Here is a 16247-nt window from a genome sequence, read left to right as displayed (position 1 = left end):
GACGTCACCATGGCTCAGCCGCACCCTGCCCCCTACGATCCGGTCGATCCCGCCCACCACGCCGATCCCGCCGCCCGGCTCGCCGAGGCCCGTGATCGCTGCCCGGTGTCCCAACCCCGCCCCGGTGTGCACTTCCTCGCCCGCCACGAGGACGTACGGGACGTGCTCACCGACCACGAGACGTACTCGTCCGTCGACAACTTCGCCCTGGAAGGCGGCACCAGGACGGCCGACCTCCCCGCGGTCCCGATCACCATGGCGGACCCGCCCTACCACACGGCGCTGCGCGGGCGTCTCAGGCGCTGGTTCGCTCCGGCCCGGCTCCGTGCGCAGGAACCACGCGTCCGCGAGATCGTGGCCGGTGTCCTGGACGCGTGGCAGCCCGGCCAGAAGGCCGAGATCCACACCGACCTGGCCCGTCAGATCCCGACCCGGGTGGTGTACGCCTTCCTCGGCCTGCCGGAGCAGGACTGGGAGCGCCTGCACCAGTGGGCCGACGCGATCGACGACGTCCTCCCCGAACTCCGCACCGACATGCCGGAGTTCCTGGCCCTCACCGGCTACCTCGGCCAGCAGCTCGCCGCCCGCGCCGCCGCCCCGCCCACCGGGGCGGACGTGCTGGACGGTCTCGCGCACCCCGCCGACGGCGAGCCACCGCTCACCCCTGTCGAGGCCGTCATCCACTCCTTCCAGCTGATCCTGGCCGCCACGGACACCACCGCCGGCCTGATCACCAACCTGCTCCACGAACTGCTCGTCGACCGCACCCGCTGGGAACGCCTCCTCGCCGACCGGTCGCTCGTCCCCGCGGCGATCGAGGAGTCACTGCGCCACGACGCGCCCCTGCAGTACGTGTTGCGCACGGTCACGAAGGAACGGGAGATCTCCGGCTGTCCCGTCAAGCCCGGCGACCGCCTCGCCGTCAGCCTCCAGTCCGCCAACTGGGACGAACGGGCCTGGGGCGCCGACGCCGCGGACTACTCGCTCGACCGGCCCGTCGGACAGGCCACCACCATGACCTTCGGCTACGGCATCCACACCTGCCTCGGCGCACCGCTGGCCCGGCTGGAGGCCCGCGTCGTCCTGGAGCAGTTGCTGGACCGCTTCCCCGAACTGCGGCTCGCTCCCGGCTACCACCGCGAGCCGCCTCCCGGCCTGGTCATGATCCGCCGCCCGGCCCGACTCGACGTCGTGCTCTGAGGTCGGCAGCCGGGTGTCCCTCTCGGGCGGCCGGCCTCGAAGGCAGCCATGACCGTGGCCAGATGGTGCGGCTGCCGTCCAGACCTGACCGGCCCCTCCCGGTACGGGTCGAGGGCAGCGCGGTCGTTCATGGACACCGGCGGACGCACCCGACTCGGCATGGAGTACGACTCGGCTGCGCCGGCATCAGCCGGCGCAGCCAAGAGCGAACCACTCCGGGCGCGTGCTGGATCGCCGCGAACCGGAGTTGTTCGACGACCTCGCCGCCCTCGCGCCGGGTGAAGGCGGCCGATCGCTTGCCCAGTTCGTCGCCGCGGATGACAGCGCTCCAGCCGGGACGGACGTCGGCTGCGACCTGAAGCAGTTCGCTGTCGGGGCTGGTGATCGTGACGAAGGGCTTCTCATCCTCGTACGGGTCGTGCTCCTCCTTCGTCAGCTCTCGCATGAGGAGGTACTCCTCCACGGTCTGCCCCTCGTGGTGGCGGGCGAAGGTGCAGAGGCGGAAGTTCGCCGGGGACGTAGTGGCCGACGACCGCCGTCCACTCGCCCTGCGCGACCTGCGGGTAGTGCTGGAGGATCCGGGCCTCGGGGTTGTCGACCAGGATGCCCTTCATGGCGCCGATGTGCTCGTCGTCGTCGGCGGTCGCCACGCCGCCCATCTCCACGTGGACGTCCGGTGCGTGGTGGTAGGCCTGCATGTCGAACCTGCGGTGGTTCAGGCGACGAAGTCGACCATGGGGAAGCGGATGCAGTTGTCCTTCTCCGGTTCAACGAGGGCCAGGTTGAGTTGGGCCGACCTGGCCGAGCCTTGGCCCGAGGCGGGGGTACGGCTTCGAGTCGAAGCCGAGAGCCCGTCAGCCCTGGGTGCCGTCGCGGTTGATCGGGTACAGGCCGAGGACGCCGCCCGGGTCGGAGGGGTCGACGCCCTTGACGTCGCCGACGTAGAGGGTGACCAGCGCCTTGTACCGGTCGAGAGCGGCGCGGTTGTTCATGAACTTGCCGAGGCCGAGCGGGTTCGTGTTCTTGTAGTCGAAGATGCCCTTGCGGCCGGCGGGTGCGGCGACGTCGGACCGTGCGCTCCAGGTGAAGATGGAGTTCTGCTGGGCGTCCTTGGACAGCAGCCAGCTCAGGTAGAGCTTGGCGGCGGCCTTGTGCGGGGCCTTCTTGAGGATGGCGGCGGTCTGCGGCCAGGTGACCCAGGGGCTGTGCTGGGGGATGCTGGTGGTGGACAGGCCGGAGAAGCTGCCGGCGCTGCCGAAGTTGGCGACGTGGCCCGGAGCGATCAAGCGGAATTGCTGGGCCACAATGACGCCATGACCGACAGTCCTTCCCGCAATGCGCCTCGTCCCCTCCTGCGCCGCCCCTCGGACGGCGAGCTCATCGATGTCGCCGGTGTCGCGCACTTCTTCCGGCTCACCAGCGAGCAGACGGGAGGACGCTTCGCCTTCGAGGAGTTCAGCCTCGCGCCGGGCACCATCGGAGCCAGGCCCCACGTACACGAAGGACACGACGAGTACTTCTACGTGCTCGAAGGCGAGTTGACCCTCCACACCGGGGACGGCGAGGTGACAGCCGGCCCGGGGTATCTGCTCGCCGCGACCCGCGGCACCCCTCACGGCTTCCGCAACGAAGGCCCGGCTACCGCGCGAGCCCTGTGCCTCTACACCCCGGCGGGCTACGAGAACTACTTCCGCGACGTCCACGCCGCGGTGAGCGCCGGCGCCGAGGCGACCGACCAACTGCTCGCCGAATTCCGCAGCCGCTACCGGACCAGCTCGTACCCGCCTCCGGGTGCGTCAATTTAACGGCCCTGGCTCACATTCGGTGGTGACGGAGCGTGCTGTTATCCGAGGAGGATGCGGTGCCGGAGCAGGGTGAAGCTTACTCGTCCGTGCAACTGGCGCGACCCGTTTGGTCTTGGTGTTGACGCCTCCGGAGCAGTGCCAGTCCAGTAGTACTGACCGGGGCCGGGTCGCGGTCAGATGCGTCAGGTCAGGTGCGGCATCGCTTGGGGCGTTTCGGCTTCGATGGCAGCGGCGGCCGTCAGCAGTTGCTCCTCGCGGAAGCGTCCGCCGATCAGCTGGACGCCGGTGGGCAGGCCGTCCTGGAGCCCGGTCGGGACGGAGATCGCGGGGAAGCCGAGCACCGGGACACAGGTCATCGGCCACTGCGCGGCCGCGATCCGGTCGAAGCGCTCCTGGCCGGAGAGGTCGGCGTCGTGCTCGAAGGGGACTTCCGCCGAGACCGGGGTGAGGATGATCGTGTTGTCCGCAAGCATCTCCTGCAGCTTCCTGATCAAGGTCCCTCGGCGGGCCCAGCCTCGGATGTAGGCGTCCAGGCCCGGCGCGGCACCCCACATGTCGGCGCTGACGGAGTACATGCCTGCGAGGGAGGTCTTGATGCCGTCGTCGCCGAACTGCTCGATCATCGGCTGCAAGGTGGCACGGACGTCCTCCCAGAGCAGCAGGAACCACAGCCGGGAGGCCTCCGCGAGCAGCGGCAGGTCCTCAAGTTCTTCGACCGCGTAGCCCGCGTGCGACAGCCTGGCAGCTGCCTCGTCGAGTGCCCAGCCGACCGCAGGCTGCGGTTTGGCCAGACCCACGTCGCGCACGAGCAGGACACGGCCGGGCGCCTGGCTCTGGTCCGGTGCGGGAGCGAGCGGGACTCCGAACGGATCACGCAGATCCGGCGTGGTCATGCTGTGCAGGGCAAGGCGGGCGTCCTCGACAGTGCGTGCCAAGGGGCCGTGAACGGCCCAGCTCTGAAATGTGGGCGGGAGGTCGACCTCCAGCTCTCCGGTGGGTTCCCAGCCGGAGACCATGCCGACGGTGGGGCGAATGCCGACCAGCCCGCAACTGTGGGCGGGATAGCGCACCGATCCGCCGATGTCGTTGCCGTGCGCGAGCGGGACCATCCCCGCGGCGACGGCGCTGGCGGCTCCGCCGCTGGATCCGCCGGGGGTACGGGACGGATCCCAGGGGTTGAGTGTGCGGCCGTGCAGGGCGTTGTCGGTGAACCAGCGCAGCGAGAACGTCGGGGTGTTGCTGCGGCCCACGAGTACGGCACCGCCCTCACGCAGGCCCTGGATGCAGGCTGCGTCACCCGGGGCGGTGAGATCGGCGAACGCGGTCACGCCGTGGGTCACGGCGTGACCGCGCTGCGAGGTGTTGACCTTGGTCGACACGGGAACGCCGTGCAGAGGCCCCAGGTCCACGCCGGCCGCCACCGCCGCGTCGGCTTCGCGCGCCGCCTCGACGGCCTCGTCACGACGCACTTCGACCAGAGCGTTGAGCGCTGGGTTCACCTGCTCGATGCGCCCCAGACAGGAGTCCAGCACAGCGGCGGCGGAGATCTCGCGGGTCCGGATGCCTTCGGCCATCTGGCCGGCCGTCCAACACCACAGCTCGGAGGGGTTGTTCGACTGGTTCATTGCAGGAGCTCCAGGATTCGGTTGGATGGGTGGGTAGGGCGATGAGGCGAAGCCAGGAGCCGAATGCGTGACCGGCCTGCTGGGCGCTCCCGTCAGCGAAGCCGCGGCGGACCAGGGCCTTCACAGCGGCGGAGGCGCCTCCGGATCGCACCCCTTCGACACTCGGTCATCCCGTGTGTCCCACATCACAACCTCTCTAGTTGTTCAAATTGGAACCCACATCTAAGGTCCGTAGTGTATTCAAATTTGAACCTGCCGCCTGCCACGGGAGATGCCATGACCACCAGCACCGCCGCCGCCACCGTCCGCACCCGGGTCCGTATCCCGCTGAGCTTCGCCGACGGCTACCAGGTGACCGCGGAGGTGGTCACCTTCAACGGCCTGGCCGACGGTGCCGAGCACGTCGCCCTGGTCCTGGGCGATCCGGCCACCGCTGCCGCCCCGCTGGTGCGTCTGCACTCCGAATGCCTCACCGGCGACGCCTTCGGCTCCGCCCGCTGCGACTGCGGACCCCAGCTGCGCGAGGCCACCGAGCGCATCGCCACCACCGGAGGCGTCCTGCTCTACCTCCGCCAGGAAGGCCGCGGCATCGGCCTCTACAACAAGCTCGACGCCTACGCCCTGCAGGACACCGGCCTGGACACCTACCAGGCCAACACCGCCCTCGGCCTGCCCGAGGACGCCCGCGACTACACCGCCGCCGCCCAGATGCTCACCGCCCTCGGCACCACCGACCTCGACCTCCTCACCAACAACCCCGACAAGGCACGGCAGTTGCGGAACCTCGGCATCACCGTCACCCGCACCGTCCCCACCGGCGTCCACACCACCCCCAGCAACCTGCGCTACCTCCACGCCAAGATCCAGCACACCCACCACACCATCACCCTCGGCCCGGCGCCGGTTCTGGTCGGCTGACCGGTCCCCCTCATCGGAGAGAGCATTCGCCATGAAAGCCGTCGTCGTCACCGAATTCGGTGCCCAGCCCGAACTTGTCGACCTGCCCACGCCCGAGCCCGGCCCCGGCGAGATCCTCGTCCGCATCCACGCCGCCGGAGTCAACCCCTTCGACTGGAAAGTCACCGACGGCGCCCTCAAGGACTCCGTCCAGCACGCCTTCCCCCTGGTCATGGGTTCCGACGGAGCCGGCGTCGTCGAAAAGACAGGCCCCGGCGTCACCCGCTTCCGCCCCGGCGACCGCGTCTACGGACAGTTCATGCGCCTGCCCCAGGGCCAGGGCTCCTACGCCGAGTACACCCTCGCCGAACAGGACGGCAAGATCGCCCTCATCCCCGACACCCTCTCCTACACCCTCGCCGCCGCGCTGCCCACCGCCGGCGTCACCGCCTACCAGGCCGTCCAGGCCGCACACCTCGAACACGGACACACCCTGCTCATCAACGGCGCCAGCGGCGGCGTCGGCCAGTCGGCCATCCAGTTCGCCGCCCGGTTCGGCGCCCGCGTCCTGGCCACCGGAACCCCCGACCTGGCCGACCACCTGCGCGAGCTCGGCGCCCACACCGTCATCGACTTCACCCAGGCCCCCACCCACGAGCAGGTGACCGCAGCCCACCCCGAGGGCATCGACGCCGTCATCGATCTCGTCACCCCCACCGCAGGCGACATCGACCCCATCGCCGGCCTGCTCCGCACCGGTGGCACCCTGCTCAGCACCAACCACGCCACCGACCCCGACACCCTCGCCATCCGCGGCGTCCGCGGCATCAACCTCGCCAACAACCCCACCGCCGAGACGCTCACCACGCTCGCCGAACTCGCCGCCATCGGGGAACTGCGCGTCCGTATCGACACCGAAGTACCGCTCGCCGACGCCCCCGCCACCATCGCCAAGACCCGCGCCGGCCACGCCACCGGAAAGACCGTCGTCATACCGCTGTGGGAGGCGGCCAAGACGAATCGTCTTGACGCCACAGGGATCCGATGAGATCCGCCGCCCATGTCCATCGCTTCGGCCGCACACGGGCCGAGCCGCACCGCAGTGGGATCGCGTCGCCAGTTGCGGCGGTCCGGTGGAGTCCGGGACGCGTGCTCGCGGGCGTGGCCGGGACCGGGCTCGTGTACGTCGTCCTCCTTGCCCTGTCCGCCCGTGAGGAGCCCTTCGGCAAGGCCGTCTGGACGTCGTCCACCGTCGAGCGCCTGCGTCCTTACGGGGCCACCCTTGCGGAGAGGGGAGCGGCATTCGGGCAGACCGCGGTACATGCGCTGACCCGGATCCACGCTCTCGCCCCGCTGCCCCTGGTGGCGCTGAGCCTGCTCTGGTTGGCCCACCGGGACCAGAAGGTCTACGCGCGCCTGGCCACAGCATTGCTGCTGTCCGGCACGGTCGGTCTCGCCGTCTTCGCCGCGGCGCAGGGCCGGCCGGTGGGAGAAGTGCCCTTGGCCCGTGAGTACCTGACGATGCCCGGCGTACGTGCGGGCTGGTACGTGCTGATGGCTCTGGCGGTGATCGCCACCACCACGAAGGTCCGGCCACGGGTCGCCGTGACGCTGATCGCGCTGTCCTCGGCAGCGGCGGCGGTCCCGACCGCGGACCGCCCATGGCTCTCAGCGCTGTCGGCCGCGGCTGTACCGCTCCTGGCCTGGTATGCCGCGGGGCGTCTCCTGACACGAGAAGAGAAGTCGCGCACGGCTGCTGACGCCTCGCGTGCGGCGGAGCCTCCGGGGCACGTGGTGCCGTTTCGGCCCCGCACCCTGCCCCCGGAGCCAAGGGGTGTCCAGGATCTGGTACCGCTGGGGCGGACTGGCTGACAGCCGTCAACGTCGAAGCCCTGATCAAGGCGGCAGGTCCGGTCCCGGGTCCCGGCCCCATGGTGACGGTCAGTGAGACCGGCGCCGCCGCTCCGTCGGCCGCTGCCCGGCGAGACCGTCGTCCGCCTCGCAGCCGAAGCTGTCTCGTTCTGCATCAACCCCCCGCTCGGCATGTCGCACCGACTGCCGTCGGCCCCGTGCTGCACCAGCCGAAGAGGGCGGGTGCGCCAAACGCTCAACACGACACGATCGACGTCCACCGCATGGCGGTGGAGTCGGGCATCGAGGAGAGGAACGTTCATGCACGCCCGGAGTATCGGCGCGGCCGCCGCAACGGCATTGGCACTGGTGGCTGCCCGCGATCTGGTCCAGAAGAAGCACGCATTGCTCCGGAACTTCCCGGTGATCGGGCACGCCCGGTACCTGTTGGAGACGGTGGGACCGGAGTTGCGGCAGTACATCGTGACCTCCAATGAGGAGGAGCGCCCGTTCAGCCGTGACCAGCGCAGCTGGATCTACGCGTCGGCGAAGGGGGAGAACAACTACTTCGGGTTCGGAACCGACGCCGACGTCGAGCACATGCAAGGGCACGCTTACCTGAAGCAGCGCACCTTCGCCGACACGCTGCCCGACGCGCACGACCCGCAGGCCCCACTGCCCTCGGCCAAGGTGCTGGGCGGGCCGCGCGGGCGCGCCAAGGCGTTCCGTCCGGCGAGCGTGGTGAACATCTCGGCGATGAGCTTCGGATCCCTGTCCGGCGCGGCGATCACGGCGCTCAACAAGGGGGCGGCGCTGGCGGGCACGATGCAGAACACGGGCGAAGGCGGCCTTTCGCCGTACCACCGCAACGGCGGCGACCTCGTCCTCCAGCTCGGTACGGCGTACTTCGGCTGCCGCAACGAGGACGGCAGTTTCCACCTCGACAAGCTCAAGGACGTGGTCGCCGGCGCCCCGGTCAAGGCGATCGAAATCAAGCTCTCCCAGGGCGCCAAGCCGGGGCTGGGCGGGATGCTGCCGGGCGCGAAGGTGACCCCGGAGATCGCGGAGATTCGCGGCATCCCGGTCGGCAAGGACTGCGCCTCCCCGTCGCGCCACACCGCGTTCAGCGACGTCGACTCGATGCTCGACTTCGTCGAACTGCTCGCCACCGAGACCGGTCTGCCGGTCGGGGTCAAGAGCGCGGTGGGAGAGATGGACTTCTGGCAGGAGCTGGCCACGCTGATGGCGCGTGGTGACCGCGGAGTCGACTTCGTGACCATCGACGGCGGCGAGGGCGGCACCGGGGCGGCGCCGTTGACCTTCGCCGACTCGGTGTCGCTGCCGTTCCGGATGGGCTTCTCCCGGGTCTACGGCGCTTTCGCCGAGCTGGGGCTCACCGATGACCTGACCTTCATCGGCTCCGGCAAGCTCGGCCTGCCCGAGAACGCAGCGGTCGCCTTCGCTCTGGGCGCCGACATGATCAACGTGGGCCGTGAGGCGATGCTGTCGATCGGCTGCATCCAGTCGCAGAAGTGCCACACCGACAGGTGCCCCACCGGCGTCGCCACCCAGAACCCGTGGCTGGCCCGCGGCCTCGACCCGGCCTCGAAGGCCACCCGGGCCGCTGTCTACCTGCGCACCCTCCGCAAGGAGCTGATGAAGGTCTCGGCGGCCGTCGGTGTCGCCCACCCGGCACTCATCACGGCCAGAGACATCGAGATCATGAACGGCGACTACGAAGCCCGCACCCTGGCCGGCGTCTACGGCTACAAGGACGGTGGGCGAGCTCGGCCCGCACCTCGCCGACGAGATCGCCGCACTGCTCGCCGCCCAGCCGACCTCCGTCCAGAAGCCGGCCGTCTGACGCGCCGACAGTGGCGAGCACCGCGCTCACTGCTCGCCTGCTCGGAGCAGGCACGTGGCACCAGCCGGTGTCGCCCTCATCTCCCCTCCCACGGACAGTCCATGCCGAGGTGATCACAACATGACTGAAGAAGTGAGATTCAAGAGCATCGTCGGCCCCGAACTGGCTGGAACGATCGACCTGCCGGACGGCGAGATCCGAGGCTGGGGAATCTTCGTCCACGGATTCACCCTCGGCAAGAACTCGCCGGCCGCCTCGCGCGTCAGCAAGCAACTGGCACGCGAGGGGATCGGAATGCTGCGCTACGACAACCTCGGGATCGGAGACTCCGACGGCGACTGGGGAGACGGATCCTTCACCATCAAGGTCCAGGACACGGTCCGTGCGGCAACTCTGATGGCGGAGCGAGGGACTCCGGCAGACCTGCTGGTGGGGCACTCATGGGGAGGCGCCGCCGCCATCGCCGCAGCGGCAGAGGCAGGCGTCCGCGCGGTCGCCACGATCGGGGCGCCCGCCGACCCCAGCCACGTCGAGCGGCAGTACGACGCGATCCTGGATCGCGTGCTCAGTGAAGGCTCGCACGAGTGGTTCGTCGGCGGGAGGAGCCTGGTCCTCAAGCGCGCCTTCGTCGAAGACGTACACCATGCTCGCCTGCGCGACCGGATACGCGAGTTGAACCTGCCGCTGCTTGTCCTGCATGCGCCCACCGACAACACCGTCGACATCGCCAACGCAGGGGAGATCTTCCTCGAGGCACGACACCCGCGAAGCTTCGTCGCGCTCGAAGGAGCAGACCATCTCCTGACCGCACGAGGACAGGCACAGCGAGCCGCCCACATCATCAGCGCCTGGGCCGACCAGTACATCCACGTGTCACACCCTGAGGAAAGACATCTCAGAGGATGACGATGACTGACTTCGGCGTCGTATGGTCTGGGTCTTCTCGGATCTGGTGACGGCGTCCGCGTTGGCCGGCACCCGGAAGGCATGCGGCACCCGGAGGGCGGCGGGCTGACCGCCCGGCAAGCGGCGCAAACGGGTACGGATGCGGGCCTTCGACCTCTTCGAGGAGGCGCTCCGCCCAACAGGGGCACGCTCGCTGCGCCGTGCCCACGCACAGGACGACCGGCGGCAGAAGCATTGACGCGCGGGCCTGCCGACGAGCCGCCCCCTGTCGCGGAGGCGAGGCGGCTCAGGCAAGAGCACGCCTCGCCTCCGCTGTCCGCGACGGCCGGGCAACCCTTTACGGGCCGGGATCGGTCGCGGTCGCGGTCGCGGTCGCGGTCGCGGTCGCGGGAGGAGAGCACGCGGTGCCGACGGTCAGACGGCGGCTCGCTTCACCGAGGCCGTCGGCGAGCGCCCGCACCTGCTGGGGCGTGAGCGCGTCGAAGAGCAACTCCCTGACCAGGCCCACGTGGCCGGGTGCCGCTCGCTTCAACAGAGCCAGCCCCTCGTCGGTGAGGACGGCGAAGACGGCGCGCTCGTCAGGAGCACCGGCGCGTCTGCACACCAGGCCGTTCTTCTCCATCTGCCCGATCTGATAGGTCAGCCCGCTCCTGGAGTTGACCAGGGCGGAGGCCAGCTCGGCCATCCGAAGCTCTCGGCCCGGGGCCCCGCTGAGCCGGGCGAGGATCTCGTACTGCAGGCCGGACAGGCCGAACTCCCGCTTGAGCCGATGGTTCAACCGCGGATACAGCAACGCGTGTGCGTTCGTGAAGGCCCTGAAAGCGCCCAGCTCACTCTCATCCAGCCATCGAGTGTGACCCACGTCACCACCCTCCTTATTGTTCAAATTTGAACTTGGCCCCTATCGTAAATGCTGCGTTCAAATTTGAACTCATGCGGGGAGTGGGAGTGATGACAGACACACCGACGGCCGGCGCAGAGGGCACAGGGACGGGACGGCATCCGGGGAGCGGAAAGCAGCCCAGGAGTGTGCGGGTCGTGATCCTCGCGCTGCTGATCGCGATGATGCTCGCGATGCTGGACAACACGATCGTGGGCACGGCGATGCCGACGATCGTGGGCGATCTGGGTGGCATCGAGCACCTGGCGTGGGTTGTGACGGCGTACACCCTCGCGACCGCGGCGGCGACCCCCGTTACCCGTGTCGTGCCGACACGTTGCCTCCCTGTCAGTGCGTGGCCCGTCAGCGCAATCAAGATCACGCCGCCCGGCAAAATATTCACTTTGCCGGCAAGGCCCCAGCCATGAAGCCCCCCGAGCAGCCGGCAGACCGCCCGCCCCCTACGTCATTTGTCGCGTCTCCGGCCGGGCAAAGGACCCGGCCGACGGCGTCATCCGCTCGTTCCGCGGTCGCTGGTCACCGGCCTACGGTCGGTTCTCGCCAGGCATTTCGGCCGGCCCGCACAGCGAGGGACGATATGAACTACACGGTCAGCAGCATGCGCACGCCTCTGGAGGGCTACGCCTGGAGCCGGTTCGGGCAGCCCGAGTACACCGACTGGCTCGACGAGAGCATGTCCTGGAAGAACACCTGCTACATCGGGGACTGGTCGTTCCTGTGGCAGCACCGGATCACCGGGCCGGACGCGCTCAAGATGCTCGGGGACATCACGGTGAACAGCTTCGCGAAGTTCGCCGTCGGCCAGTCCAAGCACGCTGTCCACACCAACCAGGACGGCAAGGTCATCCACGAGGGCATCCTCACCCGCTTCGGCGACGAGGAGTTCATGCTGCACGGCCGCGGCGGCTTCTGGGTCCGCCACTACCTCGGCACGACCGACTACGACGTCAAGGTGGAGCGGGACGACTGGTTCATCCTGCAGGTCTCCGGGCCCGACTCGGTCAGGGTGCTGGAGAAGGCCACGGGGACCTCGAACCTGCGGGACACCAAGTTCATGTGGGTCAACTCCGTCAAGATCGCGGGCCACGACGTCTGGGCCCTGCGCCAGGGCATGGCCGGGGAGATCGGCTTCGAACTCCAGGGGCCGATGGCCGCCAAACAGGAGGTCTACGACGCGGTCGTCGAGGCGGGTCAGGAGTTCGGGATCCGCAAGCTCGGCGCCCGCACCACCATGATCAACCACCTGGAGGCGTGTTTCCCCACCATCGGCACCGACTACATCCCCGCCATCTTCGACGAGGACATGACGGGCTACCGGGAGTTCTTCACCTCCTCCATGCCGTCGTACGCGCAGCCCGCCTACATCGCCGGCTCCTACGACGGCGCCGCGATCAGTGACTACTACCGCAGCCCCGTCGAACTCGGATGGGCCCGCAACATCAACTTCGACCACGACTTCCTTGGCCGCGAGGCGCTGGAGGCCGAGAAGGCCGCACCCCGCAGGGTCATGCGGACCCTGGTGTGGAACGGCGACGACGTGACCGACGTGTTCGCCTCCATGTTCCGCCAGGGCGAGCACTACCCCTTCATGGACATGCCCCGCGACCAGCGCGGCTTCATGTGGGCGGACAAGGTCACCGTCGACGACGAGGTCGTCGGCGTGGCCACCTCTCGGGGCTACAGCTACTACTACCGGCAGATGCTGTCGCTGTGCACGGTCGATGCCGCGCGCAGCGATCCGGGCACCGAGGTGACCGTCCACTGGGGCGAGCCCGGCGGACCGCAGAAGGCGATCCGGGCGACCGTCGCCCGCGCGCCCTACAAGCCCGACCGGCGCCGGGCCGACCTGCACCAGGCGTGATCACCGTGATGAGGAATGGCGACTGAGATGTCCAGTACGTTCACCCTGAAGTTCGCCTGCGAGGACCGCCCAGGGATCGTCAGCCGGGTCACCACGAGCCTCGTCCGGATCGGCGGCAACATCCAGGAAGCCAGCCACTTCAACGACCCGCTCTCCGGCCGTTTCTTCTGCCGCCTCGCCTTCGCGGTCCCGCCCGGCGTGAACGAGTCCGTCGTACGGGAGAACGTCTCCGCGAGCCTCACGCCGCTCGACGCCTCATGGACCATCACCGGGCACGAGGCGCGAATGAAGGTCCTCATCATGGCCTCCAAGCTCGACCACTGTCTCGCGGACCTGCTCTACCGCTGGCGCATCGGCGAGCTGCCCATGGACGTGGTGGGCGTGGTGTCCAACCATCCGCGCGAGGTGTACCGGCACATCGACCTGGCGGACGTCCCCTTCCACCACCTGCCGGTGAACAGGGAGAACAAGCCCGAGCAGGAGGCCAAGCTGCTCGCGTTGGTCGACGAGTACCGGGTCGACCTCGTCGTCCTGGCCCGGTACATGCAGATCCTGTCGGACGAGCTCTCGACGGCTCTGGAAGGCCGGTGCATCAACATCCACCACTCGTTCCTGCCCGGGTTCAAGGGCGCGAAGCCGTACCACCAGGCGTACGCGCGCGGGGTGAAGCTGATCGGCGCCACGGCGCACTACGTCACCGGCGACCTCGACGAGGGGCCGATCCTCGCCCAGGACGTCGAGCCCGTCACCCACCGGGACACGCCGGAGCAATTGGTCCGCAAGGGCCGTGACATCGAGCGGCGGGTGCTGGCCCAGGCCGTACGCCACCACCTGGAGAGCCGGGTGCTGCTCAACGGGCGGACGACCGTGGTCTTCGCGGACTGAGAGCCGCCGACAACCGCGTGTGCGGATGCCCGGGACACCGGTGCCGGGCATCCGCACAGGCTTATCGGCGGACGATCAGTCCGGGAAGCGTCGCCTGTCCGACACTAGGAGGAACGCGCCGGACCGCGCGTCGGGCGTACGGCGCGACGAGCGTGGTGATCGTGGGTGGCTCGGTGAGGACAGATGACGTACGTATCCGACGGCCGTGAGGGAGCTGCGGTGACGACTGACGCGTGGGAGCCGGCGCTCGACGGTCTGCCGACGGGCGTGGCTCTCGTGGGCGCCGACGGAACGATCCGGTGGGTCAACCGCGCCGGGGCGGCCGTCCTCGGCGGCACCCGCCGGCTGCTGGCGGGGGTGCGGGCGCCCTTCACGGTGGAGGCCGGTGCCGAACCGGGCGAAAGCCTGTGCACCTGGTTGGCCGACGCGCAGTCTCCCCGGTGGCTCGCCTACACGGAGGGGGCCGACGTGCACCTCGGTGTCGAGGGCACTCTGGTCGTCTTCCGTGAGTCACCGAGCAGCAGCAACAGCACCGGCGCGTGGCGGCGCTGGCGCGGACCGCGGCGAGCACGGCATCCAACAGCTCCCTGGAGGAGGTCCTGGGCGCGATGGCCGCCGAGATACAGCTCTCCCCCGGCATCGCAGGCACCCAGATCATGACCTTCGCGCCGGGCGGGGACCGCTTGCAGCTCATGGGGTCGGCGGGCTTCTCGGACGTGGAGACCTTCTTCGATCTGCTCATGGCCTCACGCGACCGGGGCGCCGAGCTGGCCACGCTGCGCAGCATGGGCGAGCGACGGCAGTGCGTCCTGCCGGGGCGACGGGCGCAGATGCTGGCGGACCCGAACTGGGAGCCGATGCACGCCTACGTCTCCCAGCTGGACTGGGAGGACTTCGTCAGCACCCCGCTGCTCTCCCGGGGCAAGGCGCTCGGCGCCCTCAACGTCTACCTGGCCCCCGGTCCCGGGGCGACTCCGGTGATCCTGGACTTCCTGGGCGCCATGGCCGAGCAGGCGGCGCTCGCCGTCGACTACGCCACCCTGATCCACGAGGAACGCGACGCCGTCCGGCGCGAGGAACGCAAGAGACTGGCACGTGACCTTCACGACTCGGTGGTCCAGCACGTGTTCTCCATCGGCATGCAGGCCAAGGCGCTCGGCGGTATCGCTCGGCGCCTCACTGATCCGCTCGCGCCGCGGGTCGACGCCGTCGCCACCGAGGTGACGGGACTGGTCGACGCGGTCCAACGCGACCTGCGCGGCGTCGTGCTCGCGCTGCAGCCGTCCGTCTCCGCCAAGCTGGGACTCCTGCCCGCCCTGCACGCCCTGGCCGAGGGCATCGAACGCCGGCACGGCGTGAGTGTCGACCTCGCCGTCGACCCGCTGCTCGAAGAGGACGTCAAGGAACCGGCCTTCACCGAGGACGTGTACCAGATCATCAGCGAGGCCCTGCACAACGCGGTCAAGCACGCCGCGCCGACCCTCGTCCGTGTCAGCGCCTGGCGCGAAACGGACCGGCGCCGCCTGCGGATCGACGTGGTCGACGACGGACTCGGTGTGCCGACCGACGCCGCCGAGCGCAGCGGCTACGGTCTGGTCTCCATGCGGGACCGGGCCAGCAGATGGGGCGGTTCGGTCGCGGTCACGGCCGAGAAGAGAGGCACCCGGGTACGGGCCGAGCTACCGGTCCCGTACGTCGGCGCGGAGCAGCGGGACAAGGGGACGGCATGAGCGAACAGACCACGGAGATCAGGGTGTTCGTCGTGGACGATCACGCCGTGGTCCGGCGCGGTATCGCGAGCTTCCTGGAGTTCACCGACGACATCATCCTCGTCGGGGAGGCCGTCGACGGCCAGGAGGCCTTGGAGAGGCTGGGCGGGATGCACGTACGGGGCGAACTCCCCGATGTCGTCCTGCTCGACCTGCAGATGCCGAGGCTGGACGGCATCCAGACCGCGGAAGCAATCGCCCAGAGGTACCCGCATGTCCGTACGGTCATCCTGACCAGCTTCTCCGAGATCGAACGCGTCCACGCCGCCCTCGCCCGGGGCGTGTCCGGATACGTCCTCAAGGACGCCTCCTCCGACGAACTGGAGAACGCGATCAGGGCCTCCCAGAGGAACGAGGTGTTCCTCGACACGGCCGTCACCCGGCAGGTCACGCAACGGCTGGTCACCCCCGCCCACGGCTTGGCCGCGCTCAGCGCCCGAGAGCGCGACGTCCTCGTCCTGGTCGCCAAGGGCCTGTCGAACCAGGCCATCGCCGACCGACTCCAGATCAGCGAACGCACCGCCCGCACCCACGTCAGCAAACTCCTCACGAAGCTGGACCTCACATCGCGCACCCAGGCCGCACTGGTGGCCGTACGCGAGGGACTTGTGCAGCCGTAGCAGGAGTCCGTCACGAGCCTCTCAGCCGCCGTTCCCCACCGGTCCGTCCGCTATCAGCGAAGG

The 16247-nt window shown here is 69.3% G+C and carries 15 protein-coding genes and 2 pseudogenes; 12 read left to right on the top strand and 5 right to left on the bottom strand.

From position 1 onward, the window contains the following. The first annotated feature begins 9 nt into the window (after nucleotides 1–9). The gene (locus AQJ64_RS04050) at nucleotides 10–1200 is read left to right on the top strand and encodes a cytochrome P450 (RefSeq protein ID WP_055631536.1); all 1191 of its coding nucleotides are present in this window, start codon (nucleotides 10–12) and stop codon (nucleotides 1198–1200) included. Between the two features lie 127 nt (nucleotides 1201–1327). Here the strand turns inward: AQJ64_RS04050 and AQJ64_RS04045 are convergent, their stop codons facing one another. The 3 genes from AQJ64_RS04045 to AQJ64_RS04040 all read right to left on the bottom strand — a co-directional run bounded on the left by AQJ64_RS04045 (nucleotide 1328) and on the right by AQJ64_RS04040 (nucleotide 2486). Continuing rightward, complete coding sequence (locus AQJ64_RS04045) at nucleotides 1328–1645, bottom strand: hypothetical protein (RefSeq protein WP_157880802.1); 318 nt, start codon at nucleotides 1643–1645, stop codon at nucleotides 1328–1330. Beyond that, nucleotides 1602–1898 (bottom strand): hypothetical protein, encoded by a 297-nt coding sequence (locus AQJ64_RS48900; protein ID WP_157880801.1) that lies wholly within the window; start codon nucleotides 1896–1898, stop codon nucleotides 1602–1604. The genes AQJ64_RS04045 and AQJ64_RS48900 overlap by 44 nt, the downstream gene beginning before the upstream one ends. A 156-nt stretch (nucleotides 1899–2054) precedes the next feature. Then, the gene (locus AQJ64_RS04040; RefSeq protein WP_240512439.1) at nucleotides 2055–2486 is read right to left on the bottom strand and encodes an extracellular solute-binding protein; all 432 of its coding nucleotides are present in this window, start codon (nucleotides 2484–2486) and stop codon (nucleotides 2055–2057) included. 27 nt (nucleotides 2487–2513) lie between these two features. Here AQJ64_RS04040 and AQJ64_RS04035 point away from each other — a divergent pair, with 27 nt between their 5' ends. Next, nucleotides 2514–3005, top strand: coding sequence for a cupin domain-containing protein (locus AQJ64_RS04035; protein WP_055631534.1), 492 nt, complete (start codon nucleotides 2514–2516; stop codon nucleotides 3003–3005). A gap of 182 nt (nucleotides 3006–3187) precedes the next feature. Here AQJ64_RS04035 and AQJ64_RS04030 read toward each other — a convergent pair whose 3' ends face one another. Continuing rightward, complete coding sequence (locus AQJ64_RS04030; RefSeq protein WP_055631533.1) at nucleotides 3188–4630, bottom strand: amidase; 1443 nt, start codon at nucleotides 4628–4630, stop codon at nucleotides 3188–3190. Between the two features lie 276 nt (nucleotides 4631–4906). Between AQJ64_RS04030 and AQJ64_RS04025 the strand changes: the two genes are divergently transcribed. From AQJ64_RS04025 to AQJ64_RS04005, 5 genes and pseudogenes are all read left to right on the top strand, one after another. Further along, nucleotides 4907–5548: a GTP cyclohydrolase II gene (locus AQJ64_RS04025; RefSeq protein ID WP_055631532.1), complete on the top strand. Its 642-nt coding sequence runs from the start codon at nucleotides 4907–4909 to the stop codon at nucleotides 5546–5548. 31 nt (nucleotides 5549–5579) lie between these two features. Continuing rightward, nucleotides 5580–6575, top strand: coding sequence for an NADP-dependent oxidoreductase (locus tag AQJ64_RS04020; protein ID WP_055631531.1), 996 nt, complete (start codon nucleotides 5580–5582; stop codon nucleotides 6573–6575). A gap of 101 nt (nucleotides 6576–6676) precedes the next feature. Next, entirely contained in the window at nucleotides 6677–7399 is a 723-nt protein-coding gene (locus AQJ64_RS04015; protein WP_055631530.1) for a hypothetical protein, read from the top strand. 300 nt (nucleotides 7400–7699) lie between these two features. Then, nucleotides 7700–9242: pseudogene (locus AQJ64_RS04010) on the top strand (FMN-binding glutamate synthase family protein). Nucleotides 9243–9362: 120 nt separating this feature from the next. Further along, entirely contained in the window at nucleotides 9363–10148 is a 786-nt protein-coding gene (locus AQJ64_RS04005; protein WP_055631529.1) for an alpha/beta hydrolase family protein, read from the top strand. 337 nt (nucleotides 10149–10485) lie between these two features. On the opposite strand, the gene AQJ64_RS04000 is transcribed toward AQJ64_RS04005, so the two are convergent. Further along, complete coding sequence (locus AQJ64_RS04000) at nucleotides 10486–10926, bottom strand: MarR family winged helix-turn-helix transcriptional regulator (protein ID WP_240512438.1); 441 nt, start codon at nucleotides 10924–10926, stop codon at nucleotides 10486–10488. Nucleotides 10927–11099: 173 nt separating this feature from the next. Here AQJ64_RS04000 and AQJ64_RS45275 point away from each other — a divergent pair. The 5 genes and pseudogenes from AQJ64_RS45275 to AQJ64_RS03975 form a co-directional block, all read left to right on the top strand. Continuing rightward, nucleotides 11100–11345, top strand: a pseudogene (locus AQJ64_RS45275) (MFS transporter); the annotation flags it as partial. Between the two features lie 302 nt (nucleotides 11346–11647). Beyond that, nucleotides 11648–12910, top strand: coding sequence for an aminomethyltransferase family protein (locus AQJ64_RS03990; protein WP_055631550.1), 1263 nt, complete (start codon nucleotides 11648–11650; stop codon nucleotides 12908–12910). Between the two features lie 27 nt (nucleotides 12911–12937). Continuing rightward, complete coding sequence (gene purU / locus AQJ64_RS03985) at nucleotides 12938–13795, top strand: formyltetrahydrofolate deformylase (protein ID WP_055631527.1); 858 nt, start codon at nucleotides 12938–12940, stop codon at nucleotides 13793–13795. 539 nt (nucleotides 13796–14334) lie between these two features. Then, nucleotides 14335–15525: a GAF domain-containing sensor histidine kinase gene (locus tag AQJ64_RS03980; RefSeq protein WP_055631526.1), complete on the top strand. Its 1191-nt coding sequence runs from the start codon at nucleotides 14335–14337 to the stop codon at nucleotides 15523–15525. Then, nucleotides 15522–16184, top strand: coding sequence for a response regulator (locus AQJ64_RS03975; protein WP_055631525.1), 663 nt, complete (start codon nucleotides 15522–15524; stop codon nucleotides 16182–16184). Before AQJ64_RS03980 ends, AQJ64_RS03975 begins: the two co-directional genes overlap by 4 nt. The last annotated feature ends 63 nt before the right edge of the window (nucleotides 16185–16247 follow it).

The organism is Streptomyces griseoruber (assembly GCF_001514205.1).
Taxonomy (GTDB): Bacteria; Actinomycetota; Actinomycetes; order Streptomycetales; family Streptomycetaceae; genus Streptomyces; species Streptomyces griseoruber.
Note: the sequence above shows the minus strand (reverse complement) of the source record. Positions and strands in the feature narration are given on the sequence as shown.

Coding starts and splice junctions, on each gene's coding strand:
- AQJ64_RS04050 (WP_055631536.1), top strand. CDS start 10: ATGGCTCAGCCGCACCCTGCCCCCTACGATCCGGTCGATCCCGCCCAC.
- AQJ64_RS04045 (WP_157880802.1), bottom strand. CDS start 1,645: ATGCGAGAGCTGACGAAGGAGGAGCACGACCCGTACGAGGATGAGAAG.
- AQJ64_RS48900 (WP_157880801.1), bottom strand. CDS start 1,898: ATGCAGGCCTACCACCACGCACCGGACGTCCACGTGGAGATGGGCGGC.
- AQJ64_RS04035 (WP_055631534.1), top strand. CDS start 2,514: ATGACCGACAGTCCTTCCCGCAATGCGCCTCGTCCCCTCCTGCGCCGC.
- AQJ64_RS04030 (WP_055631533.1), bottom strand. CDS start 4,630: ATGAACCAGTCGAACAACCCCTCCGAGCTGTGGTGTTGGACGGCCGGC.
- AQJ64_RS04025 (WP_055631532.1), top strand. CDS start 4,907: ATGACCACCAGCACCGCCGCCGCCACCGTCCGCACCCGGGTCCGTATC.
- AQJ64_RS04020 (WP_055631531.1), top strand. CDS start 5,580: ATGAAAGCCGTCGTCGTCACCGAATTCGGTGCCCAGCCCGAACTTGTC.
- AQJ64_RS04005 (WP_055631529.1), top strand. CDS start 9,363: ATGACTGAAGAAGTGAGATTCAAGAGCATCGTCGGCCCCGAACTGGCT.
- AQJ64_RS03990 (WP_055631550.1), top strand. CDS start 11,648: ATGCGCACGCCTCTGGAGGGCTACGCCTGGAGCCGGTTCGGGCAGCCC.
- purU (WP_055631527.1), top strand. CDS start 12,938: ATGTCCAGTACGTTCACCCTGAAGTTCGCCTGCGAGGACCGCCCAGGG.
- AQJ64_RS03975 (WP_055631525.1), top strand. CDS start 15,522: ATGAGCGAACAGACCACGGAGATCAGGGTGTTCGTCGTGGACGATCAC.